This is a genomic window from Sporolituus thermophilus DSM 23256 (assembly GCF_900102435.1).
Taxonomy (GTDB): Bacteria; Bacillota; Negativicutes; order Sporomusales; family Thermosinaceae; genus Thermosinus; species Thermosinus thermophilus.
The window spans coordinates 147,803-171,366 of record NZ_FNBU01000001.1; the positions used below are offsets into that span (position 1 = coordinate 147,803).

Below are 23,564 nucleotides of genomic sequence, written 5' to 3' on the forward strand. Positions count from 1 at the left end.
GTCACCTATTTTGGAAAAAACAATGAAATTTGGAAAAAATTAGGTTGACAAGCATTGTAATATTTGGTATTATTTAGTCAGACAGGTTTTGTCGAATATTGTTGAAATGGAAGGAGATAGATCTAATGAAATCGACAGGAATCGTTCGTAAAGTGGATGAACTTGGCCGCGTGGTTATCCCCATCGAGCTGCGCCGCACACTGGATATCGAAGAAAAAGACGCTCTCGAGATATATGTTGACAATGACCGCATCATCCTGCGGAAATATGAACCGGCCTGCGTATTCTGCGGCAACGCTGACGAAGTAACCAATTTCAAGGGCAAGAACGTGTGCCGCGAGTGCCTGGAAGCAATGGTCCAAAAAGCGATTTAGAGATTTAAAATAAATTTTATAACCACGAAGGACGCAAAGTTACGCAAAGGATTTTTTGCTGGCGCGACAACGCCGCGCCCGGTATGCCCTTAGTGTCCTTTGCGGTCTTTGTGGTTAATTTAAACTAAAAGCGCGCTTGCGCTTTTTTTATTTGCCCTCAGCCGCCACTACCGCCTGGTAGACCTCGCGCCGGGACAAGCCGCGTTCGGCCGCGACCGCCCGAATGGCCTCCTTTTTGGGCCTGCCGGCCGCAACCAGAGCGGCCACGGCGTCAGCCAGCGGCACTTCTGCCGGCGCCGCCTGCGGTGCGGCCGGCGCGCTTTCCCCGGCGCCGGCGACAATGAGGGTAAATTCGCCGCGTGGCTCATGGCTTTGATAATGCGCCAGGAGGCTCGTGAGCGTGCCGCGAACGAATTCCTCGAACTTCTTGGTTAGCTCCCGCCCGGCCACGGCCGGACGGTCGCCCAAAAATTCCCTCAGCTCATTCAGCGTAGCGATTAAGCGATGGGGGGCTTCGTAGAATATCAGGGTATGCGGCAAAGACGCCAAAGCAGCCAACCATTCGCGCCGCTTTTTGTTCGTTTTCGGCAAAAACCCGACAAAGGTAAACGTCGTGGTATCCAGGCCGGAAGCGACCAGGGCCGTGAGCGCGGCATTGGGCCCCGGCACGGGCACGACGGTCACGCCGGCCGCCAGCGCCAGCCGCACCAGGTCGGCCCCGGGGTCGGATATTCCGGGCATACCGGCGTCACTAACCAGGGCGATGTCCTCGCCGGCCAGAAGTCGCCCGATTAGTTCCGGCCCCTTGGCCTGCTTGTTGTGCTCATGGTATGCAGTGAGCGGGGTATGAATATCGAAATGGGCGAGCAGTTTGCGCGTGTGGCGGGTATCCTCGGCGGCAATGAGGGATACTTCGCGCAGTAGCCGCACCACGCGGTAGGTAATGTCCTCCAGGTTGCCGATCGGCGTTGCGCAAAGATACAGCGTGCCTGTCTTAGTCAAGATTCTCACCGCCTGACCTAACGTAGTACTCCAGTATTTGCGGACTGTAGCGGCCGTCCGGTCCGTAAACGATCAAAGGCGGCATCACTTCCAGCCCGGGCCGGGCGCCCCGCACCGCCTCGACGAGCACCAAAGCGGGGCTTTTGTCCACGAAAGGATGCACAAACCGCAGGCGCTTAGGTTCCAGACCGGCGCCGCTTAAGGCATTTATTATTTCGGTTAAGCGCTCGGGCAGATGAACCATGGCAAAGCGCCCCCGGTATTTGACAAGATACCGGGCGGCGGCGACTACGTCCGCAAGGCTGGCCGTTAGCTCATGCCGGGCGGCAGCCACCTGTTCCCGTGGACTAATCCGGCCATCGCCCACCGGTCGGTAGGGGGGGTTGGCTACGACCAAGTCCCAGGCCCCTGCCGGCAGCACGCCTTTAAGGCGGCGCAGATCAGCGGCAACTACCGCCATCTGCTTGGTCAGCCCGTTTAGCTGTACGCTGCGCTGCGCCCGTTCGGCGGCTGCACTGTCAATTTCCACGCCGACCACCCGGCCGGCGCCCCGGGCCACCAGTAAAAGGCCGATGACCCCTGTGCCTGCACCCAGGTCGACGGCCGTCGCGCCGGTCCGGACGGTTGCGAAATGGGCGAGCACGATTGAATCTATGGAGAAGCAAAACGCATCAGGATGCTGGATAACCCGCAGATTATTTATAATTAGGTCGTCGACCCGTTCGCCCGGATAAAGCGGCACCTTATCCATCTACTCTTTTTCCACCAGTTCTCCCCATGGGATTTCCAGGGTACGGCCACTATCGTCAGCCAAAAGAACGGTCGCCGTCTTTTTCCCGGGGTTGACTGCGACCACCTTGCCTTCACCTTCTACCGTCACCACTTCCCGGCCGACGGTGGGCGCCGCCGTCCGTTTGCAGTTTTCATAACAGTCGTTTTCAAATTTAAGGCAGCACATTAGCCGGCCGCAAATACCGGAAATTTTGGTGGGGTTGAGCGACAGGTTCTGGTCTTTGGCCATGCGGATCGAGACAGGCTCAAAATCGCCCAGGAAGGTGGCGCAGCAGAGCGGGCGGCCGCAGCAGCCGATGCCGCCGCACATTTTGGCTTCGTCACGCACCCCGATTTGCCGCAGTTCGATGCGCGTGCGGAAAACAGCCGCCAAATCTTTTACCAGTTCGCGAAAGTCGATCCGCCCGTCGGCGGTAAAATAAAAGATGATTTTATTAACATCAAAGGTGTATTCCACGTCGACCAGGTTCATGGGCAGGCCATGGGCCTGGATTTTTTGTTCGCATATCTTAAACGCTTCTTTTTCTTTAAGCCGGTTTTCTTTTACCTTTTCGGCGTCCTGCTCCGTGGCTTTGCGCTGCACGGGTTTTAGCGGCAGAACAATCTTCTCCTCCGGCACCTGCCGCGGTCCGATAACCACTTCGCCGTATTCCAGTCCCCGGGCCGTTTCGACAATAACATGATCACCCCGGGCCAACTCGAGTTCGCCGGGGTCGAAGTAATAGATCTTGCCCGCTTTTTTAAAGCGCACGCCGACTACCGTGTATAGCATCGCTACCCTCCTTTGCCAAATCAACAAGATGAATAAATAACGCCTCGCAGGTTAGGCGAATATTGGCATTACCCTGCACCGCCCGTCCCGCATCCCGGACGGCGGCCAGCGCCGCAAAGAGCGCCGGCGGTGTCCATGCCCGGGCCAGTCCGGCAAGCTCATGAGTTAGATCGAGGTTAAATAAGAGGTCTGGCCGGTGACCTTCGGCCAGCAGTAGAAGGTCGCGCAACAGACAGGTCAGATAGTGTAAGAAGGCGGTAAAATCGGCCGGAGCCAGCTTGTCCAGCGTTGCCGCCGCCGACCAGACCGTCTCCATGTCCGCCGCCGGCAGTTTCGCCAGCATGGCTGCCGCCTGGTCGCGCAGGGCCATTCCGCCGGGGGTGAGCAGCGCCAGTGCCGTCCCCATCCGGCCGCCGCTCAGCCGGGCGGCGACACGGGCCGCTTCTTCGCCATAGCCCCGCCGGGTCAGCGCTGCCGTCAGGACCTCCGGCGGCAGCGGCGCAAAGCGGAGAACCTGGCAGCGTGAGCGGATGGTGTCAATGAGAGCGTGGGGCGACGCGGTCAGCAAAATAAAGATTAACCGCGGCGGCGGTTCCTCGAGCAGCTTAAGCAGACTGTTGGCCGCCTGCGCGGTCATACGCTCAGCCTGCTCTATGACGCACAGCCGCCACCCGTCGCCTCCGGCCAGTGCCGCTTCATGCTGGAGCTCCCGGATCTGGTCAATTTTTATCGTATTGCCGGCGGGAACTATCACCTTTAGCGCCGGGTGGGCAAATTCCGCTGTCTGCCGGCAAGCCGGACAGCCCCCGCAGGGCCGAACAGCGCCCTGACACAACAGCGACGCCGCCAGCGCTTTGGCCACCAGCGTCTTGCCCACGCCTTCCGGCCCGGCAAACAGCAGGGCATGCGGTAGCCGCCCGCTGCGCAGCATACCCTGCAGCATCTTTATCGTTTCGGCATGACCGACAATCTCGTCCCAAAACATAGTTAAATTTCTAACCGCAGAGTTTCTATCCACAGTGAGTTTTTAACCACAGAGGACACGGAGGAATTGATTTACATTATATTCTTTGCGTGATGGATATCACGCGCTCTGTATCCTCCGTGGTTAGACTCCAATGTTTTCATGTTTTTGTGGTGACATTTATGCCATTTTGGTGCTAATTTATGGCATGATTGTCTCCGCGGTTTCCCCTCCACTTTCCACTTTCTACTTTCCGTTTTCCACTTTCCATTTTCCCTACATATACAAATCAACCAGCAGGCCCCGGATGGCGTCCAAACGGCCCAGGATGGCCAGCTGGCGCTCCTGGCCGCCCCGCACGTCCTCGGCCAGGGCGGCAAGGTGTTCGTCAATCTGCCGGATGGTGGTATAAATTTTTTGCCGCCCTTGGCGGTCCCAGCCCAGCTGGGACTGGAGGGCATACATCCGGCCGACGGCCTCGCTGAGAAACTCCCGCACCAGCTCCCGGTAGGTCTTTAGCTCGGCATACGTAGGCGTGGCCGACAGCCGTTTGCCCTGTTCGCCAATCGCGTCAAGAAGCTCATTTAAGCGCTGCCGGCTGTGTTGATCCTGACTTCTGGCCAAGTTGAGGGCAAAGGCGCCGCCGCTTTCTTCCGCTTTGACGCCGCCTTCGCGCTCGGGCTTTAAGGGCGGACTAGCGGAGCCCATCTTATTAATCTTCACCGGCTCCCCCTCCTGTCCAGGAATTGTTGCACCGCGGCGATAACCTTGGCATGCACCGCCTGCACCGAACCGTCGGCTTCGATAACGCAAAACCGGTCGGACGCGGCGGCAAGCCGGAGAAATCCTTGCCGTACCTGCTCGTGAAAGCGGGCCGCTTCCAGCTCGATCCGGTCTTTCGCCCCGCGGCCGGCCATCCGCCCGTATAGCACCTCCTGCCGGCAGTCGAGCAGAATGGTAAGGTCGGGCTCAAGGCCGCCGGTGGCGAAGGTGTTGATGGCCGCAAGCTCATGCTCTGGCAACTGCCGGGCCACCCCCTGATAGACGATGGTCGAATCGGCATACCGGTCGGACAGGACAATTTCGCCGCGCGCCAGCGCCGGAGCGATAACCTCGGCCACATGCTGGGCGCGGGCCGCCATATAGAGCAGCGCTTCGGTCCGGGCCGCCATTCGCGCGTTAGCCGGATCCAGCAGCAGGGCGCGGATGGCATCGCCGAGCGGCGTGCCCCCCGGTTCGCGGGTGCAGCGCACCGGCCAGCCCTGCGCCCTAAGGTAGTCGGCGAGTAAAGCGAGCTGAGTGGTTTTGCCCGCCCCGTCGGCGCCTTCAAAAGTTATAAACAATCCTGGCATCTATTCCACCACTTTTATGGTATTGAGGGTATAATCCTCCGGGCCGGAAATATGCAGCCCCGCTTCCTGCAGCCGCAGGCAATACTGAATAATGTCTTCGGAAATGATTTCCCCGGGGCAAAGCAAGGGAATACCCGGCGGATAAAAGGTGACGATTTCGGCGCAAATGCGCCCGGCCGCTTCCCGAAACGGCACGATGCGCGTATTGCCGAAAAGGGCACGGCGCGGCGACAGGGCCTGCACCGGCGGCTCAGGATAGGTAGTGGTGCTGTATACGTCGTCAACGGCGGTAAAATCGCGTTTGCCCACATGGTTTTCGGCCAGGTCGCGCAGCGCGTCCACCAGGGCCTGCGCCTCCCGTTCGGAATCGCCGAGGGTAATGAGGAACAGGATATTGTACATATCGGACAGCTCGACCTGCACCTTGTACTTGTGGCGCAGGATGCGCTCGGCTTCGGCGCCCTTCAGGCCCAGCCCCTTGACGGTCACCGTTACCTTGGTGGGATCGAAGGCATAAACGCCAGGGTTGCCGACTTTTTCGGCGCCAAAGCAATACAGGCCGGGAATTTTGTTAATCTCCGCCCGCACCCATTCGGCCAGGTCGATCGCCCGTTCAATCAGCTGGCGGCCCTCGGTAGCCATTTGCATGCGGGCCACGTCGAGCGAAGCCATCAGAATGTAGTTGGGGCTGGTCGACTGAACAAGCTGCAGCATGGCCTTAAGGCGCGGCACACTGATGCGTCCCTCGCGGCAGTGAACCATGGAGCACTGGGTCATCGCCCCGATAATCTTATGGGTACTCTGGGCGCAGATGTCCGCTCCCGCGTCCAAAGCCTGCAGCGGCAGCCGGCTGCTGAATTTGAGATGAGGCCCGTGGGCTTCGTCGACAATGACGGCCATATTGCGGGCGTGAACGATATCGACAATCCGTTTAAGGTCAGTGGCTACCCCGTAATAGGTGGGGTTGATAATCAGCACCCCCTTGGCGTCAGGGTGCTGCTCGACCGCCTTTTCCACCGTCTCGGGCGTGACCCCCATGGCCAGCCCCAGCTCATAGTCTACCTCGGGCTGCATAAACACCGGCGTGGCCCCACTGAGGATAATGCCGCCGATGATAGAGCGGTGCGCATTGCGCGGCACAATGATCTTTTCTTTGGGGCCGGCAATGGTCAGGATCATGGCGTAAATGCCGCCGGTTGTACCATTAACGACAAAAAAGCTATGGTCGGCGCCGTAAAGCTCGGCCGCCAGGTCCTGCGCCGCTTTGATGCAGCCATGGGGCTCATGCAGGTCATCAAGCTCGGCCATAAGGGCGAGGTCGAGCGCCAGTGTCTCGGCGCTCACAAATTGACGCAGGCGCGGGTGCATGCCTTTGCCCATTTTATGTCCCGGTGTATGAAACGGGATAGCCCCGTCTTCGACATAATGCTGCATCGCCTGAAGCAGCGGCGTATCGGTCTGCTTAAAATGCACGGCGTGTGCCTCCTTGGTTGCGGTATACTGGGTAAAAATCCCTTCAATGTAGTATGTCCCGGATTGCGCACTTTCAAAGCACATTCGCTGCCAGGCGGCCAAACCCTAGGAGATTTTGGCAGCCTTGCATAATTATAATTGTAGCATAGCCTGGCGGCCGGCACAACAAGCAAGCGGCACACACAAAAAACCGGACTATCGCTTGATAATCCGGCTTTTTTACACGCTATCTGCTTACTGTAGCATTGCTTTGATTTCATCTTTGCCAGGCACTTTGCCGGCGACTTTGACTTTGCCGTCGACCACCAGCGCCGGGGTGGTCATGACACCGTACTTCATAATTTCTTTGAAATCTTCCACTTTAATAAGTTCAAAGTTAATGCCCAATTCTTCGGCCGCCTGTTTAGCGACGTTGTACAAAGCGTTGCACTTCTGACAGCCCATACCTAAAATTTCGATTCTCATGTTTATTACCTCCGCTTTTATTCAATAAATGTATTACATTTTTTTACTGCTCGTTGCTAAAGCTATTCGATATTAAATTTCCCATGGCTTTGCTCCCTTATCTAGCTATGCCCTGCGAGTTTTATTTCAAAAACTTTAACAGACTCTGACTGTGGCCGATCTGCTCACTCAATGTTTGTTCGGCAGCATCAAGCAATTGAATTACCGAAGGATAGGCCAGCCAATAGATAACGCGCTGACCGTCCTTGCGCGAATCAAGTAGCCCCTGTTTTTTTAGAATACCGAGATGCTGGGAAAAGTTAGACTGCTCAATATCAATTTCGTCAATCATTTCACACACGCACCGCTCCCCAGCGGCAAGCATCTGCAAAATTTTGACCCGCACCGGATGCCCCAAGGTTTTAAACAGTTCCGCCGTCAATTTAATCACAATATCTTCTGCCATGATGCATACCTCCTAAACCTACAGCGAGTGAATAGCCCTTTAATAAAATAAGGCTTACACCCCCAGCAACCACATTTAACAATATGCTTAAATTATAATATTAAAAAGATAACCGGTAAAGATAATCGACACCGCCAGAATAGAAACAAAAATAGCAATCAGCTTGGGCTTCAACACATTGCGCAAAATAATCATCTCGGGAAAGCTCAACGCCGTCACCGCCATCATAAACGCCAGCGCCGTTCCCAGGCTCATGCCTTTCTGAATAAGCGCGGTGACAATGGGGATAATGCCAGCCGCGTTGGAATACAAAGGCACACCGATTAAGACCGCCAATGGCACGGCCCAGATATTATTCTTGCCGGCATACTGCACTAAAAAATTTTCCGGCGCGTAGCCATGAATAAAGCCACCGATGCCAATGGCGATAATTACATACAGCCATACTTTTTTCAATATTTCGCGCGTATAATCACGGGCGTAACGTAAACGATCGCCAAACGACGGCTCGACAATTTCAACGTTGCCTACCTTCATTTGATAGACATATTCTTCGACCAGATGTTCCAGTTTGGCTTTACCAATCAGATAACCAGCCACAATGGCGATGGTAACGCCACTGGCAATGTAGATAGTGGCAATTTTCCAGCCTAACAATCCCCAGAGCATCACCAACGCCACTTCATTGACCATCGGCGATGAGATCAGGAAAGAAAACGTTATGCCGAGCGGTACGCCAGATTCGATGAAGCCAATAAACACCGGCACCGCTGAACACGAGCAAAACGGTGTGACGATCCCCAAAAGCGCCGCCACAATGTTCCCGTAAAATTCCCGCTTGTGGCTTAAAATACGCTTGGTGCGTTCCGGAGGAAAATACGAACGCAAGACCGACACACCAAAAATAATGACCGACAGCATGAAAAAAATCTTCAAACTGTCATAAACGAAGAAGTTGAGCGCTTCGCCAAGCATCGTACCGGGTGCCAGACCCAACCAGCGATAGACTACCAAGTCGGCAAATGCTTGCAACATAAAAGCCGCCTCCTGTGCATTAATTATTTGTTTCCTATTTATTCCCACTCGCCACTACCCCAATATAACAAAGATCGGGGGGAATGAAAGCGATCGTTTCGCCAACATATTGACGATCTCCAACCGTGTATCATCGCCAAGGGCTTTGCAGACTGCCGCTAAACCGATCATTGGTTATCAGCGCCAAACGTTACGGCAATCCACCGCTGAATTTGGTCTCTGACCGTCCGTACACCGTTCATGATCTCTTCATCGGTGCCGGTAAAACCCGACGGGTCGGGAAAACTCTCATGCAGTCGCCGTTTTCCGCCCGGAAAATAAGGGCACCCTTCCTTGGCGCTGTCGCAGACGGTCACCACATAATCGAACTCATCCTGTAAAAATTCATTAAGGCTTTTCGACCTATGGCCGGAAATATCGATCCCAATTTCCGCCATCGCCCTCACTACATAAGGGTTCAGTCTACCCGGTTCGGTGCCAGCGCTAAAGGCTTCATACCGGTCACCGTACATGGCCCGCAATAACCCCTCTGCCATTTGGGACCGGGCCGAGTTATGGGTACAAAGGAACAACACTTTTTTCGATTGCATCCAGTCATCTCCTTATCCTGGTTGTAATTGCGTAATTATTATTATCAGGTCACTACTACATTCCTAATACATATTTATATTTTTAAATACGTTTATATATTACTACAAATTAAACCGCTGTACAACTAGTTTACATCATATACGTGCGTGAAATACACTTGCTCATTATATAATCATTTTATAAAAAAGCCTTGCTCACAACTCTTGCTGGCCTGCTGGTGTTTGCCCTTGCCATATCCTTTGCCAGCGCCGCTACCCTACAGGGACAACCGCCGTACCCCTTTGCCCAGCCAGTCACGTTGACTGACGCGCAAAACAAGAGTTAATTCCCCTCTTCAATCAAATGACGGAAATCAAAAAGGTTTTCTAGGTCACTTGTTCGCGTAATCCCCCGTAATTTCACAGTGGCGCCATATTTACCGTTTTACTTTAGAAAAAAACTTTTTCAAATTTGCTGGAACTTCCACTTTACCCTTCTTCTGGCTGTCCTGCGCGGCATTATTTCCATATATATGTCTCAGTATCGCATTCACAATCATCGGCTTCGGCGGAACTGTATACTCCTTCCCTTCATAAATCCAGATCCGGCAATTAACATCTTCTCCGCACAATTCTCCGCACGACTCGCATAGAGTTTCTTTAACGTCCAGCTGGATATCCTGGCCGTTAATTCGAATCGTTGGGGAACTTATAAAACCGAGTTCCGCAGCCTGTTCTTCCGTTTGAACATGAATATAGTTGACCTTGATATCATATCCTGCTGCCTCTAGGATTTTCTTTACATCCTCAATAGCCTCATCCAAAGTGGCGCCCGTTCCTTGGCACCGCTCGCAGACGCTTAGGTCAATGTAGAGAAAGTCGATTACTATGGACTTTTGGGAGTCAGGACGCGATCCACAGCAACTTGAACTGGGATCCGAACAACAGCCGGCACTTACTACTGGGCCGCAACAGCATTTTTCTTCCTTATTCATATCGTTACACCTCCGTTTTATCAAGGCGCTAGGTAACGCCAGCTATCCCGAACGGTCTAGCCTCGTATGGGGGTCTTGTTTATCAGGGCGCGATTTTTCCTCAGGCTTTCGTCAAGCCCTGCCTTGCGGTGGGCGCCCTTGTCTCAGCCACAACCCGCTTATTGTTTAATTGTTTTATAAAATTATAATATATTCCAATATATAATGATATTCCCGCTTATCATTTTTTGTCAATTCAATTTAATAAAAAATTCCTCATGGTCGGCTTATTTTTTAACTGCCTGACTTACCCATAAATAGCATTAAAAAGCATCGCCGCTCTTACGCGCGATGCTTTCGCAGGTAGTGGTGATAAAGTGTGCTGTCAGACTAACGGGCTAGCCGGCGTGGCATCAATATAGCTCCAGGTAATCGCCCACCGCCGTATTCGTTTTGGCTGCCGTACCGGCCGGCAGTTCCACGGCCATCACGGCCCCGGCTGCCGCGGCCAAGCGGTTTGGTCCGAGCCTGCCAACGATCTTCACAACGCGGTATGTTTTATCAAGAAAGAGAACGTCGATGGCATAGCGCATACCAATGGTATGGACGCTATTGCAGGGACGAAGGATAAGCGCCGCATCAATCGGCAGCGCCGTTGTGCCCAAAAGGCCCTTGAGCCGCCGCCAGAAGGTGTCAGCCACGCGAACACGCGTGGCGACGACCGTTCCGCGGGTAACATTCTTAAGCATGGGTTCCACCTACCGCTGGGAAAAGGTGAGAAAAATCTGGATGACAGCCGGCCCCAGCACGACGACGAAGATCGCCGGAAAGATGAAAAATACCAGCGGCAGCAGCATTTTGACCGGCGCCTTCATGGCCAGCTCCCGGGTGCGCTGCCGCCGTTTTTCGCGCATACTGGCCGACTGGACCCGCAGGACCTGACCTATGCTTACGCCTAGCTGGTCAGCCTGAATTAGGGAGGTGGTAAACAGCGACAAATCAGGCACGTCGCAGCGCAGGGCCAGTGCATGGAGCGCTTCGCGGCGGGGCACGCCCATTCGCATTTCCTGCAACACCCGGGTGAACTCATCGACCAGGGCCCCCTTCATTTTTTCCGACAGTTTGGCCAGCGCGCCGTCAAACCCCAGTCCGGCCTCCACACTGACGGTAAGAAGATCAAGCACATCAGGCAGGTCTTTTTGGATACGGCGCTTGCGCAGGGCAATTTTCCGGTTAAGCAGGAAAAAGGGGAGCAGCATAGCGATGGCAAAGGCGATGAGGGACAGCCCGATGATTTTATGGGCCGCCGCGCCGGCCAGCGCGGCGAGCGTGACGGCGACCGCCGGCGCCGCCAAAGCGAAGAAGCCGGCGAGCAGGAGAAATTCGTCAGAAGTTAAACTGCCAAAACCGCCCGCCGCCGTCATTTTCTCTTCAACTGCCTGCCGCAGCGCCCGGGGCGTAAACTTAGACAGGGCCGCGGCAACGTCGCTCCTGAGCGGCGATAGCACCCGCTCTTTAAACGGCCGCGCCAGCTCCCGGTCGATGTCGCTGCGCCCCGCCGTCATTGTATCAAGCGCTTTAAGCCGCATGGCAATATTCCCCTGGGCCAAAGCAGAGACAGCCAGCAGCAGATAGACCAGGAGAAACACCGTGATAAACGACAGAACCGCGATTAACATCAGCATGGCTTTTCACCTACCCAATCATTTGGGCCAAAATATTTCGTTGGGTACCGTAATGCCGTTGGCCGCCAGCTTTTCCAGGAACTTGGGACGAATACCCGTTGGCCGGTAGCGGCCGATGATCCTTCCGCTTTCGTCTTTGCCGGTCTGCTCAAAAACGAAAATATCCTGCAGGGTGATGACATCCCCCTCCATTCCCTGCACTTCGGTCAGATGGGTGATTTTCCGGCTGCCGTCCCGCAGGCGGGCCTGTTGGACAATAAGGTCAATCGCCGAAGAAATTTGCTCCCTGATGGCCCGTACCGGCAGGTCCATGCCGGCCATCAGCACCATCGTCTCCAAGCGGCTGAGCATGTCGCGGGGACTGTTGGCATGGCCGGTCGTTAGCGAACCGTCATGGCCGGTATTCATGGCCTGGAGCATATCAAGGGCCTCGCCGCTGCGCACCTCGCCGACAACGATGCGGTCCGGCCGCATCCGCAGGCTGTTGCGCACCAGGTCGCGCATGGTTATGGCTCCTTTGCCCTCAATATTGGGCGGGCGCGTTTCCAGAGTTACCACATGCTCCTGCCTAAGCTGCAGCTCGGCGGCGTCCTCGATGGTGATGATGCGCTCATCGGCCGGGATGAAGGAAGACAAACAGTTCAAGGTTGTCGTTTTGCCCGATCCCGTCCCGCCGGACACGACAATATTGAGCTTACCTTCGACACAGGCCTTGAGAAAATTGGCCATTTCTTCGGTCAGGGTCCCGAAGTTAATTAGGTCCTGGATAGTGAGCGGGTCTTTGGCGAACTTGCGGATGGTGAGACACGGGCCCTTGAGGGCCAGCGGCGGAATGATGGCATTGACCCGCGAGCCGTCGGGCAGGCGGGCGTCGACCATCGGGGAGCTTTCATCAATCCGCCGCCCCAGCGGCGCCACGATTTTTTCGATAACATGCATGACATGGGCGTCATCGCGAAACCGCACGTCAGTGAGCACCAGCTTGCCCTTGCGCTCAACATAAACCTGGTTGGGCCCGTTGACCATAATTTCGGAAATGGTGTCATCTTTGAGGAGCGGGTCGATTGGCCCGTAGCCTAATACTTCGTCGACCACCTCGGTAATAATGCGGCCCCGGTCACTCCGCGGCACCGGCACCGCTTCTTCGTCCATAACGGCGGTGGCGATCCGCGTCACCGCTTCCTCCAGCATCGTGCGGTCTACTTCCTGGTCGGTAAGCGCCTTGCTTTCCTCCAGGCTCATCTCGTCAATAATCCGTTTATGGATCCGCACCTTTAGATTCTGATAGGGGTCGCTTTTCACCGGCAAGAAAGTCTTTGCCTTTTCCGCCCCTTTGCCTGGCTGTTCACTTTGTTTTTGCGCTTCCAGCCGTTTTAAGAGCGACATATTATCACCTTCTATTGTACCAGAGCAATATTGCGCAGCCCATAATCCCCGGCTGAATCTGCCGCCTCGCCGGGCATATACATTTTCATAAATTTGCCGGTGACGTAGTTGTCTTTGCCCGAACCATGCACTCCCTCGAGGAAAAAGGCGGCAAAGCCAACGATTTGCACCTCGCCGCGGCCGTTTACGTCGAGCGATGCCAGCACCGGCAGAATAACAATGCGCGGCGAACCTTTTTGGACCGTAGCAAAGGTAGCATGGGGATCAAGACCAATCCGGTAATTGACACCTTCACTGGTTGGACCGGACATATTGCCGGTCTCGGTTTCCACCCAATCGCCTACCCGCAGCGTGGAATTATAGCCATATTTAACATTGTCGCAGTAAGTGCTGCCGCCTCTGGCCCGTAACGCCAGGGCGCCGTAGTTGCCGGACGTACCGCTGCCGCCGCCTTCTTTTAGCTCGTAAGTTTGGCCGAACACAAAATCGTTCCAGACTACGCCAAACGGGACTACCCCGGTTGCGGCGCTAAGCGGACGGACCGCGGCCTTGGCCGCCGCTTGTACGGTCGAACTGTTAAGGCCGAACACGCGGGCGAAAAAGAGTTCCACCGGCCGGGTGGCCTGCACCGCCACGCTGTGATTGTCGATGATTTCAACCGTAACGGCGTCGCCACTCCGCCCATTGCGCGCGGCATAATCAAGGGCGCTGGCGCGGGCGGCAGCCGCGTCGTCCGGCAGGTCCTGCACGCCGGCCAAGGCAGCGGCATCGGCCAGGTTGGCCAGCTCGACCCGGTTAAAGTACAAGAGGCCCACATCCACGACAATGGCGGCAAAACCAAGCATGGCCGTAAACGCGAGCGCCGTGAGCACCGCCACGGCCCCCCGCTGGCTGCGCAGCAGTTTCCCGGCCAATTTGACGCAAAACTTACTCATACCGCATGACCGCCCTTCCCTGCACTATATAAGGGTTTTGCGGGAAAAAAGCACTGATGAGCGGCGTAACTAATTGGACAGGATTGCTGACCACGACGGTAATGGGCTCGCCGTGTATCCGGCCGGCCTCACTGGGTTCAATGGCAATCGCAAGCTGCCCCCGGTCAACGGACTGGGCAGCATTACGCACGGCGGCGGCGACAGCCGCATCACTGCCGCCTACGGCCGCTATCCGGGCTCCTTCCCGTGCTGCCGCCGTCACAACTAAATATTCATGAAAGACCCGGCCAAACTCCATCATCCCCGCCAGCAGCAGCACCACTACCGGCAGCACCAGCGCCAGCTCGACCAGCGTCTGGCCGCGGTGGTTTTTCAGCATCCGGGCAATGCCAAGCATAGTCGTCACCTCGCTTCGCCAAAAAGCGCCGCCATAAGCGGAAAGCCAATTTTATTGTAACACTGCCCGCTCAGGCCGCACATCGTGCTCCGGTCTTAACTATTGCAGGCGAACAGTCCCAGCGGCCAAACCGAGACTTAAGTCCCACCTTGGCAAAATAAACCACGCCGAAAGCGCACAATAAAAGCCCCCTGGTAGCCCAGGGGGCGTAAATCACGGTTACTGGCCGGTGGTGCCGCTTAGCTTGCCGGCGACATTATTTAACATGCTGTCCAGGTTTCCGCCCATCGTCATCAGTGCGCCGATGACCACCACGGCGATCAGGGCGAGGATCAGGCCGTACTCTACCATGCCCTGGCCTCTTTGACACCGTAAATAGGTCTTTACCATTTCCCACCACATTAACATTTTCCCTACCTCCTAAATTTATGCGCTAGTTTGATTGCGGCTGTCTGTTTTGACTATATTGTAACATTGTGAATTGCCTTTTCCATCGACCGCAGGTCTTATTCGCGCTGGGCATCCGGTCTTATTTGCATAAGTTAGCCGGCAGGGCAAAAAGTCCCAGAAATACTCACGGTAAGTGGCAATCGGAAAGTAGAAAGTGGTGAAGCGGCCAATATGTTTTTTATCGTAGCGGTACTTTGAGGAAAACCTTTGTTCCTTTTCCTTTTTCCGAAGCAATTTTCAGTTCGCCGCCCAGGATGCTGACCCGCTCACGCATGCCCATCAGGCCAAACGACTCGCTGCCCACGTTTTCCAGACCGTCAAAACCCCGGCCGTCGTCTTCCACCACGACCGATACCACCCCGGGACGAAAATCAATCCGCACCCATACGGCAGTGGCCTTGGCATGTTTCTCCACATTGGTCAGCGCTTCCTGAATGACGCGGAAAACGCCGATTTCAATATGGCTGTCCAGGCGCTTCTCCTCGCCCAGTACCTTAAGTTCGGCAATTAGTCCCGTCCGTTCTTTAAGCGTGTCCAGCACCCGGCGCAGGGTCGGAACCAGGCCCAGGTCGTCCAGCGTCATCGGCCGGAGGTCAAAGATTATTTTGCGCGTCTCCTTCAGGCACAGCCTTACTTGTTCCCGCAGCTCCCGCAGTTCGGCCTTGGCTCGCGCGATATCGGTATCGATGAGCCGTTCACACACCTCGGCGCGAAAAACGACGTTGGCCATGGCCTGGGCCGGCCCGTCGTGAATTTCCCGCGCCACGCGGCGGCGCTCCTCTTCCTGGGCCTTGATGATCTTAACGCCGAATGCCTGGCGCTGCTGTAGCGTCCCCAGGTGGGTCAGCACATTTTCCATCTGGCTGCCGAGAAAACCAAGCGCCGCTCCGACCTGCGCCACTAAACTCTCGGCCCGCTCCACGGTATTTTTCAGGTTGCGCAGGCGCAGTTCAAGCTCGTCGCGCTGCCGCCGCAAGGCTGCCTCCTGCTCCCGGGCGACGGCCAGTTCGACCTGCAGCTGGCTGGCTTCGTCATAGGCGGCCTTGACATCGGCTTCCGAATAAATGGTGAAATTGCGGCTCACTTCCATCAGCCGCAACCTAGCCCGCCGCTCGCGGCGCTCCAATTCGTCAACCTTAAAAATAATATCGGCCGTAGCTTGTTTAACGCGCTCAATGTCTTTTTTCACATGTTCCATCTCAACTCGGGCCGCCTCATAGATATCGAAAATTTGAGCCTTGCCTTTCTCCACGGCGGCAATAGTCTGTTTCACGATTTTATCCAGCAGTTTGACATCAAGTTGTTGCTGCATAGCGCGCCACCTTTAGACATTTTTTTAATGACAATTCGGCGACGGCAACCGTTTCCCTGCCGTCAAAAGAACAAAAGCGCCAGCGCGCCTTTTTAACAAAACCGCGAAGGACGCTAAGGCCGCAAAGGGTATACCGGGCGCGACGCATGTCGCGCCAAAAAAGAAAAATCCTTTGCGCACCTTCGCGCTCTTTGCGAACTACCCTGAAAAGCGTAAAACCGCAAAGGCCGCGAAGAACGCAAAGGGCTACGCGCGCGACAGTTGTCGCGCGAGATTAGTTCATAAACTTACTTTTCATTCTTTGTGGTGCTAACTGTTGGCATGATTATCTTTGCGGTTATAAACTTATACTTCCTGATATAGTACAAAAGGAGCCGACCGGCCCCTTCAGACATCAATATTGACTATCCGACGGATTAACAGCACGCCGATAATTTGGCTTACGACCGCGCCGGCCACCAAGGCCCGGCCCAGCGGGTGGGTAAACAATACCTGCATATAGCCGGGATTAAGGGCGTAAATGATCAGACCAAGCGCAAAGGGTAACAGCCCGATAATGACGCCGGAAATCCGCCCCTGCGCGGTTAAAGTTTTGATTTCCCCCTTGATTTTGATCCGACTGCGAATGGTATTGGCAATATTATCCAGAACTTCCGCCAAGTTGCCGCCCACCTGCCGCTGGATAAGCACCGCCGTCACCACCAGGTCGATGTCGTCGCTATCAACCCGTTTGGCCAGGTTATTCAGGGCCTCCTCGGTCGTAACGCCCAGGTTCATTTCCCGCAGGACCCGGGCAAATTCGGCGGCAATGGGTGGCGGCATTTCCCGCGACACCATCTCAATCGACTGCAGAAAGCTGTAGCCGGTGCGCAGCGAGTTGGCGATAAGAATTAGGGCGTCGCCCAGCTGGTCATTAAACGCTTTCGTCCGCCGCTCCACTTTAACGCGCAGCACAAGAAGCGGCACGAAATAGCCGATAATGGCGCCAATAACCGCAAACATCAACCGGCCGCGGGCAAGGGCAACCAGCGTCAGCATTCCCATGAGCGCCGAGCCGGCGCAAATGACCAAAAACTCGGAACCGCGGAGCGGCAACCCGGCCTGCATGAGCCGGTGCTCCAGCCGCCGCGACCACTGAAAAGATTCAAAATGCCTGCTAAGCTGGCGCACCAGGCTGCGCCAAACCCCCATGGCCGGGGCCACCGCTTGTTCCGGCCGGAGTGACGCCGGCGCCGGCGGCTTTGCCACATAGCGGCTAATGCGCATTTTTACTTCGCGGCGGGCGACCGTGCCGAAATGATACAGCCCGACGACCGCGACGAACACCGTAATAAAGGCAGCCGCGACAATCAGCGTTAGCATAAATTCCCTCCGTTAGCCGAAGAGACGCTTAATTTTGTGAACAACGCCGCGCGGCTCTGGTTCGGCCTTCCAGTCACCGCTGGCAATGGTGCGGGCCAAGTGAAAAATACTCTGGGACACGGCCGCCTCGGGATGGGAGACAACAAATGGCACGCCGCGGTTGACGGAAGCGACCACGGTTTTGCCGTCGCTTGGCAGGGTGGCCACAAAGGCATGGCGCAGGCTTTCCTCCACTTCCCGGACGTCCATGCCGCATTCGGCGTTGGCACGGTTAAGCACCAGCTTGAATTTGTCGTCCGTATAGCCGAGCGACTCCATAATCTCCAGGCACAATTTGACGTTTTTGACGGTGGGCAAATCCATGGCCGACACTACGAGCACCAAGTCGGAAGCGTCGAGCACCGCCAGCATGGCGTCGCTGAACGACGGCGCCGTATCGACAATAATGTATTTGAAGCAGGTTTTCATGGTCTTCAAAATGGCGGCAAGATGGCCGGCGGTCACCGTTTCCGCCTGCTCAGGCCGCAGCGGCGCCGCCAGCACTTTAACCTGCTCGCTGTAGGACGCAAGATAACTGTCAAGCACCTTCGCGTCCGGCTCATCGCCGTCCCGCACCAGGTCGGCGATCGTGGCCTGGGGCAAGATGTTAAGAAATAACGCCACATCGCCAAACTGGAGGTCGGCGTCGACGATACCCACTTTGGCCCCTGTGCGCGCGGCCAAAGCGACGGCAAGGTTGGTGGCAATGGTCGTTTTGCCGATGCCCCCTTTGGTGCTGAAAACGGTGATGATTTTGCCCGGTTCTACCGGTTTGGGTTCAAACTTAAGAACGCTGCGCCGCCTTTGTTCATTGTTATAGACCCGCTTCACGGCCTGAACCAGCTCATCGCCGGTAAACGGCTTGATCAGGTAGTCTTTGGCCCCGGCGATCATCGCCCGCCGCAGATACTCCTGCTCGCCCTGAACGCTCATGATAATGATGCTGGCCGGCAGCGCCTCGGTGGTGATTATCTCGGTGGCGGCAATGCCGTCCATGCCCGGCATGTTAATATCCATGAGAATAATGTCGGGCCGCAGTTCCCTGGCCTTAGCGATCGCCTCGGCGGCATCGGCGGCGAGGCCGGCTACCGTAATCTCGGGATGAAATTCCATCAGTTTACGGATATTTTCGCGCGTCGCCGCGCTATCGTCGGCAATAAGGACGCGGATTTTTTCGGCCATCTCACTTTCCTCCCCGCGGGTTTTCTTGGGCAAACTCGGCCATCTCCCGGGTTGTCGCCGGCAGGTACTCGGCCGGATTGACAAGCAAAGGCGTGATCAGTACCAACAGTTCGGTTTCGCCCCGTCGGAACGATGTGCTGCGGAACAGCTGGCCAAGTACCGGCAGGTCGCCCAGCATCGGCACTTTAACAACATCCTTGCTCGTCTCGGTAGCGATCAGGCCGCCGATCGCCATGGTCTGACCGGACGACAGGGCAATAGCCGTTTCGGCCTTGCGCAGCCGCACCGGCGGAATTTCCATACCGGCCCCTAATTTTATACTGCTTGCCGAGTTATAGTCGAGGCTGCTCACTTCCGCCTTAACCCTGCTCTGAATGAGGCCGTCGCCATTGACCTCGGGCGCGATATCCAGCTTGATGCCATAGTCTTTCCACTCAATGGTGATTTTGTTATTATCCTGGGCCACGGGTACGGGAATCTGCCCGCCGATCATAATACTGGCCTTATCGCCGCTCAGCGTAACCACGTTTGGCTGAGAAAGGACTTTTACCGCCCCGTTTTTTACCAGGGCCGACAGTTGGGCATTGATGTCCGCATACCCGCCAAGATCGCCGAAGACATCCCCGACCTTGGAGTTCAGCGCCGACTGGCCGAAGGCAAAAGTTCCGGGCGTGCCCGGGCTATTTCCCCATTTGATGCCCAGCTCTTTGAGCTTCTGCCGATTAATTTCAAGAACTTTCGCCTCGATTTTGACCTGCACCGGCCGCAATACTTCAAGGAGATTCACTACTTTGTCGCCATAAGCGGCGGCCAGTTTTTCCGCCCGGGCCTTTTGATACTGGTTGTCGACAGTCCCTTCGAGGATGACGGTCCGGTTGACCTTGCTGACCCGGATGCCGTCATAGCCGAGGATGCTTCTGATTTCCCCCGCTAATTTCGCGTCCGCGGCGCCTACTTCAACCTCATAGGTGGTGCGACCATACGCGGTCCAGACATGCAGCGTCGTAACACCGGGGGCCTTGCCAACCACCAGCACTTCCGTCCCCGACACGACCAGCACGTCGGCGATTTCCGGGTTAGCCACCGCCACCCGCTGCACGCCGTTGAAACCAAGAACCCGCGACTGGTTGACCGCTACGGTCAGGGCGGCGTTAGCCAGGGCGGTCGCCGCCGTCAGCATTATGCAAATGCTTATTAGTAATACTGCGCAAAACCTGCTCTTGCCCATATATTTAACCTCGCTTTAGCCGCTAGTTTACTGGATGGGGATTGTTTCCACCTTGGTACCGCGAATAAGCTGAATCCCCTTGCCACCATCATCCGGCTGCTGGCCGGCGGGTGGCGCCGGCCGGGCCGGCGTTGGCGCCGTTTCACCAGACTGTACGTTCTGTACCGGCGAGGTATGGGCGCCGACAATATCTTTCGGTGTTACCGCGTTAACAAGCGTAACTTGGGCGGAGGGCATGTAGGGACGCAAGGCCAGGCGCACCTTCCCCTTGTCTTCGGCCAATGCCAACTGGGCTACTTCGTCTGGCGTAACGGCGAGCGTCACCGTCGCCGTCTTGACGGCATCCTTTTTATCTTTGGCCCCGTCCGCCGCCCCTGCTTCCGCATCACGGTTGGCAGCCAGCACCAGGACGTTCTGGAGAATGATTTGGCTAACATTGTCGCCTACCGTATTCTGGTCGAAGGTGGCCACAACATCGACATAGTCACCGGGTTTGACAAAACCCGCCACCCCGGTCACTTCGGTGACGGCAATGGTGACCGCCCGTTTGTCCGGCGGGATGATGCCGGTAAACCCGGCCGACTTGCCTTGAATGACCAGCCGCCGTTCGGCGATTTGCTCGCCGGCCAGGATCCGGTCACGGGCAATGGCGCCCACAGCCGCTGTCAGCTCGTGGACTGCCCCGGGCTGGACATATTCGGCCGGAACTTTCGTCTCACTAACCATTTCCGCCGTAATTTTGGTCTTAGGCGGAATGTCAACTTTCGCCACTACGACGGCTACCCCGTCCTTCGGCGCCTTCTGCGTCGCTTCCTGCAGATATTTATAGATAAGGCCCGCTGTTGCCAGACTAAGCACCAGGGCAATTACCAGCACTCCCTTAGCGGACAATTTCATGCCTACCCCTCCCGGCCGTCTTCCTTTTGCCTGCCATGATAAAACCACCGTCCTTGCTATTTTCATTTTCATTATAGCCGAAAGCTCCCAAAGCGCTCATCGGACCGCCGCCTTAAACTATCCGCCGCGTCGGTCTCTATTTTATAGGACTGCGGACCTAACACCGGACGGTCAAAGCCACTTTTTCCGGCGGAAGTACACGACGAGCCAGCCCCCGACCAGCGCCATCAGGCCGAGCACCGCCGGATAGCCCCACCGCCACTTAAGTTCCGGCATGTATTCAAAGTTCATGCCGTAAACGCCGGCGATGAAGGTCAGCGGAATAAAGACGGTAGAAATGAGGGTGAGGAATTTCATGATTTCGCTCAGACGGTTATTTGTAATAGAAAGATAGATATCCAGCATGCCTGACAGGATGTCGCGATAGGTTTCGATTGTTTCCAGCACCTGGACCGTATGGTCGTACACGTCGCGCATATAGACAAGGGTACTGTCCTGAAACAGCCCCGAATCGCCGCGATCAATGGCGCCAATTACCTCCCGCAGCGGCCACAGGCTGCGGCGCAAATGCAGCAGCTCATTTTTCAGCTTATGAATATCCTCAAGCACCTTAGGGCCAGGTTCACGGTCAAGCGCTGCCTCCAGCGCCTCGATGCGTTCGTCCAGTTCTTCGAGCAGCACAAAATAATGGTCGACTACCGTATCAATCAAAGCATAAGCAAGATAGTCGGCGCCGGCCTTGCGGATGCGGCCTTTGCCGTTTTTGATACGCTCCCGCACCGGGCGAAAGCTGTCATCGTCACTTTCCTGAAAAGTAATTACATAGCCCTTGCCGAGAATGATGCTGACCTGCCCGACGCCAAAGGTCTCGCCGGCCGCAGCGCCCGCACCGCTTAGCACCACCGTTTTAAGCACGATAAACAGATACTGGTCATAGTCCTCGAGTTTGGAGCGATGGTCGGTATTTAGGATATCCTCCAGCACCAGCGGATGAATGGCAAACCGGCAACCGATTTCCTCCACCACCGCCGCGCCGGCGCCGCGCACGTCAAGCCAGGTTACGGCCGGCTCCGGCTGTAGGGGAAAAAGGTCGCCCACGGCACTAAGCTCCCGTTCATTTACGCCGGTCTCGTCATAAGCGGTCATCCACAGCCGCGCCTGGGCCGAACGGTCATCGCCGCCGATAAGCGTCCCCGGCGGCAGCCCGACCCGGGCCGCCGCCTGTTTGCGTTTGCTTCTCATGTGCTCCCCTCCTCTTCACCGCTATCAAGAAGTATTGCTAATCCTGGCGAATATTAGCAAAAACAGGACTGCTGACAAAGCCCGTTGGCTAGGGTTGTCGGACAGTCCTGTTTGGCCATGTTATCTCTACATTATTATATGGTCGCTAAATAATCGTAATGCCGCTGTCGTGGTCGAAAAGATGAATTTTGCCGAGGTCAAACTCAAACGCGACGGCCTCACCAGGCACCGGTTTAAAGTCAGGTTTGACCCGCACCACCATGCCCTGACTGCCTACCCGCACATTCAGGTAGTTCTCCGAGCCCATCGGTTCAACCACTTCCACCGTTGCCTGGGCATGGCCGCTGCCGGTCGCCGGCCGCATATGCTCCGGCCGCACGCCAAGCGTAACTTCCCTGCCCACAACGCCGGCCAGTTTGTCGGCCATCGCCGCCGGCAAGGCTACTTGCAGGCCCTGGGCGATCAGTTTTAAGCCGTCGGCGCGTTCGAGCCGGCAGGTCAAAAAGTTCATGGGCGGTGTGCCGATGAAGCCGGCGACGAACTTGTTCGCCGGACTGTCGTAAATAGTCTGCGGGTCGGCGATCTGCTGGATTACGCCGTCCCGCATAACCACAATGCGGTCGGCCATCGTCATAGCCTCGACCTGGTCGTGCGTAACATAGATGGTGGTAGTTTTCAGCCGGTTGTGCAGTTTGGCGATCTCGGTCCGCATCTGGACGCGCAGCTTGGCATCCAGGTTGGACAGCGGCTCGTCCATGAGGAAGACGGCGGGCTCGCGCACAATCGCTCGTCCAAGGGCAACGCGCTGCCGCTGGCCCCCTGACAGTTCGCGTGGCTTGCGGTGCAAATACTGACCGATGCTAAGGATTTCCGCCGCCTCCTTGACCCGCCGGTCGATTTCCGCTTTCGGCACATTGCGCAGTTTGAGGGCAAAGGCCATGTTCTCATACACGTTCATGTGGGGATACAGGGCGTAATTCTGGAACACCATGGCGATGTTGCGGTCACGGGGCTCCTTGTCGTTGACCAGCACGCCACCGATATAGATATTGCCTGACGTCTGCTGCTCAAGGCCGGCTACCATACGCAGCGTCGTTGACTTGCCACAGCCCGAGGGACCGACGATGACGATAAATTCGTTATCGGCAATATCGATGTTAAAATCGTGAACGGCGTAGATCTCGCCGAACTTTTTTACGACATGTTCACAAACTACTCTTCCCATTATTTTA

At 56.0% G+C, this 23,564-nt stretch carries 26 protein-coding genes; 1 reads left to right on the top strand and 25 read right to left on the bottom strand.

Annotated features, from left to right (window positions below; genetic code table 11):
• Window positions 1-125: 125 nt before the first annotated feature.
• Window positions 126-374, top strand: a complete 249-nt coding sequence (locus tag BLQ99_RS00725) for an AbrB/MazE/SpoVT family DNA-binding domain-containing protein (RefSeq protein ID WP_093687149.1) — start codon at window positions 126-128, stop codon at window positions 372-374.
• A gap of 147 nt (window positions 375-521) precedes the next feature.
• Here the strand turns inward: BLQ99_RS00725 and rsmI are convergent, their stop codons facing one another.
• The 25 genes from rsmI to BLQ99_RS00850 form a co-directional block, all read right to left on the bottom strand.
• Window positions 522-1,376, bottom strand: coding sequence for a 16S rRNA (cytidine(1402)-2'-O)-methyltransferase (rsmI, locus tag BLQ99_RS00730; RefSeq protein ID WP_245690199.1), 855 nt, complete (start codon window positions 1,374-1,376; stop codon window positions 522-524).
• Window positions 1,369-2,127 (bottom strand): tRNA1(Val) (adenine(37)-N6)-methyltransferase, encoded by a 759-nt coding sequence (locus BLQ99_RS00735; protein WP_093687153.1) that lies wholly within the window; start codon window positions 2,125-2,127, stop codon window positions 1,369-1,371. The genes rsmI and BLQ99_RS00735 overlap by 8 nt, the downstream gene beginning before the upstream one ends.
• Complete coding sequence (locus BLQ99_RS00740) at window positions 2,128-2,940, bottom strand: PSP1 domain-containing protein (RefSeq protein WP_093687155.1); 813 nt, start codon at window positions 2,938-2,940, stop codon at window positions 2,128-2,130. It lies immediately after the preceding gene.
• Complete coding sequence (gene holB, locus BLQ99_RS00745; protein ID WP_093687157.1) at window positions 2,909-3,925, bottom strand: DNA polymerase III subunit delta'; 1,017 nt, start codon at window positions 3,923-3,925, stop codon at window positions 2,909-2,911. Before holB ends, BLQ99_RS00740 begins: the two co-directional genes overlap by 32 nt.
• Window positions 3,926-4,180: 255 nt before the next feature.
• Complete coding sequence (locus tag BLQ99_RS00750; protein ID WP_093687159.1) at window positions 4,181-4,627, bottom strand: YaaR family protein; 447 nt, start codon at window positions 4,625-4,627, stop codon at window positions 4,181-4,183.
• A complete protein-coding gene (gene tmk / locus BLQ99_RS00755; RefSeq protein WP_093687161.1) occupies window positions 4,624-5,256 on the bottom strand; it encodes a dTMP kinase in 633 nt (210 codons plus the stop codon). The genes BLQ99_RS00750 and tmk overlap by 4 nt, the downstream gene beginning before the upstream one ends.
• Window positions 5,257-6,729, bottom strand: coding sequence for an aminotransferase class I/II-fold pyridoxal phosphate-dependent enzyme (locus BLQ99_RS00760; protein WP_093687163.1), 1,473 nt, complete (start codon window positions 6,727-6,729; stop codon window positions 5,257-5,259).
• Between the two features lie 234 nt (window positions 6,730-6,963).
• A complete protein-coding gene (locus BLQ99_RS00765) occupies window positions 6,964-7,194 on the bottom strand; it encodes a thioredoxin family protein (RefSeq protein WP_093687165.1) in 231 nt (76 codons plus the stop codon).
• A 121-nt stretch (window positions 7,195-7,315) separates the two neighbouring features.
• Window positions 7,316-7,639 (bottom strand): ArsR/SmtB family transcription factor, encoded by a 324-nt coding sequence (locus BLQ99_RS00770; protein WP_093687167.1) that lies wholly within the window; start codon window positions 7,637-7,639, stop codon window positions 7,316-7,318.
• Window positions 7,640-7,726: 87 nt separating this feature from the next.
• A complete protein-coding gene (locus tag BLQ99_RS00775) occupies window positions 7,727-8,674 on the bottom strand; it encodes a permease (RefSeq protein WP_093687169.1) in 948 nt (315 codons plus the stop codon).
• Window positions 8,675-8,841: 167 nt separating this feature from the next.
• Window positions 8,842-9,264, bottom strand: a complete 423-nt coding sequence (locus BLQ99_RS00780; protein WP_093687171.1) for an arsenate reductase ArsC — start codon at window positions 9,262-9,264, stop codon at window positions 8,842-8,844.
• A 416-nt stretch (window positions 9,265-9,680) separates the two neighbouring features.
• Complete coding sequence (locus BLQ99_RS00785; RefSeq protein WP_093687173.1) at window positions 9,681-10,238, bottom strand: DUF2703 domain-containing protein; 558 nt, start codon at window positions 10,236-10,238, stop codon at window positions 9,681-9,683.
• A gap of 392 nt (window positions 10,239-10,630) precedes the next feature.
• On the bottom strand, window positions 10,631-10,966 hold the full coding sequence (locus tag BLQ99_RS00790) for a DUF192 domain-containing protein (protein ID WP_093687175.1): 336 nt from the start codon (window positions 10,964-10,966) through the stop codon (window positions 10,631-10,633).
• A 9-nt stretch (window positions 10,967-10,975) separates the two neighbouring features.
• The gene (locus tag BLQ99_RS00795) at window positions 10,976-11,902 is read right to left on the bottom strand and encodes a type II secretion system F family protein (protein WP_093687177.1); all 927 of its coding nucleotides are present in this window, start codon (window positions 11,900-11,902) and stop codon (window positions 10,976-10,978) included.
• An 18-nt stretch (window positions 11,903-11,920) separates the two neighbouring features.
• On the bottom strand, window positions 11,921-13,288 hold the full coding sequence (locus tag BLQ99_RS00800; protein ID WP_093687179.1) for a TadA family conjugal transfer-associated ATPase: 1,368 nt from the start codon (window positions 13,286-13,288) through the stop codon (window positions 11,921-11,923).
• A gap of 11 nt (window positions 13,289-13,299) precedes the next feature.
• The gene (locus tag BLQ99_RS00805) at window positions 13,300-14,223 is read right to left on the bottom strand and encodes a pilus assembly protein TadG-related protein (protein ID WP_093687181.1); all 924 of its coding nucleotides are present in this window, start codon (window positions 14,221-14,223) and stop codon (window positions 13,300-13,302) included.
• Window positions 14,216-14,620 carry a TadE/TadG family type IV pilus assembly protein gene (locus tag BLQ99_RS00810; RefSeq protein WP_093687183.1) on the bottom strand — a complete coding sequence of 135 codons (405 nt, stop codon included), beginning with the start codon at window positions 14,618-14,620 and terminating at the stop codon, window positions 14,216-14,218. The genes BLQ99_RS00805 and BLQ99_RS00810 overlap by 8 nt, the downstream gene beginning before the upstream one ends.
• Before the next feature lie 219 nt (window positions 14,621-14,839).
• Window positions 14,840-15,028, bottom strand: a complete 189-nt coding sequence (locus tag BLQ99_RS00815; protein WP_093687185.1) for a Flp family type IVb pilin — start codon at window positions 15,026-15,028, stop codon at window positions 14,840-14,842.
• Window positions 15,029-15,248: 220 nt separating this feature from the next.
• Window positions 15,249-16,382: a sensor histidine kinase gene (locus BLQ99_RS00820; RefSeq protein ID WP_093687187.1), complete on the bottom strand. Its 1,134-nt coding sequence runs from the start codon at window positions 16,380-16,382 to the stop codon at window positions 15,249-15,251.
• Between the two features lie 387 nt (window positions 16,383-16,769).
• Window positions 16,770-17,744 (bottom strand): type II secretion system F family protein, encoded by a 975-nt coding sequence (locus BLQ99_RS00825; RefSeq protein WP_093687189.1) that lies wholly within the window; start codon window positions 17,742-17,744, stop codon window positions 16,770-16,772.
• A gap of 12 nt (window positions 17,745-17,756) precedes the next feature.
• On the bottom strand, window positions 17,757-18,965 hold the full coding sequence (locus tag BLQ99_RS00830; RefSeq protein WP_093687191.1) for a CpaE/TadZ family protein: 1,209 nt from the start codon (window positions 18,963-18,965) through the stop codon (window positions 17,757-17,759).
• A gap of 1 nt (window position 18,966) precedes the next feature.
• Window positions 18,967-20,193, bottom strand: coding sequence for a type II and III secretion system protein family protein (locus BLQ99_RS00835; RefSeq protein ID WP_093687193.1), 1,227 nt, complete (start codon window positions 20,191-20,193; stop codon window positions 18,967-18,969).
• Between the two features lie 27 nt (window positions 20,194-20,220).
• On the bottom strand, window positions 20,221-21,090 hold the full coding sequence (gene cpaB / locus BLQ99_RS00840) for a Flp pilus assembly protein CpaB (RefSeq protein ID WP_171904555.1): 870 nt from the start codon (window positions 21,088-21,090) through the stop codon (window positions 20,221-20,223).
• A 171-nt stretch (window positions 21,091-21,261) separates the two neighbouring features.
• Window positions 21,262-22,332, bottom strand: coding sequence for a magnesium/cobalt transporter CorA (gene corA / locus BLQ99_RS00845; protein ID WP_093687197.1), 1,071 nt, complete (start codon window positions 22,330-22,332; stop codon window positions 21,262-21,264).
• A gap of 145 nt (window positions 22,333-22,477) precedes the next feature.
• Window positions 22,478-23,557: an ABC transporter ATP-binding protein gene (locus BLQ99_RS00850; protein WP_093687199.1), complete on the bottom strand. Its 1,080-nt coding sequence runs from the start codon at window positions 23,555-23,557 to the stop codon at window positions 22,478-22,480.
• Window positions 23,558-23,564: the final 7 nt, after the last annotated feature.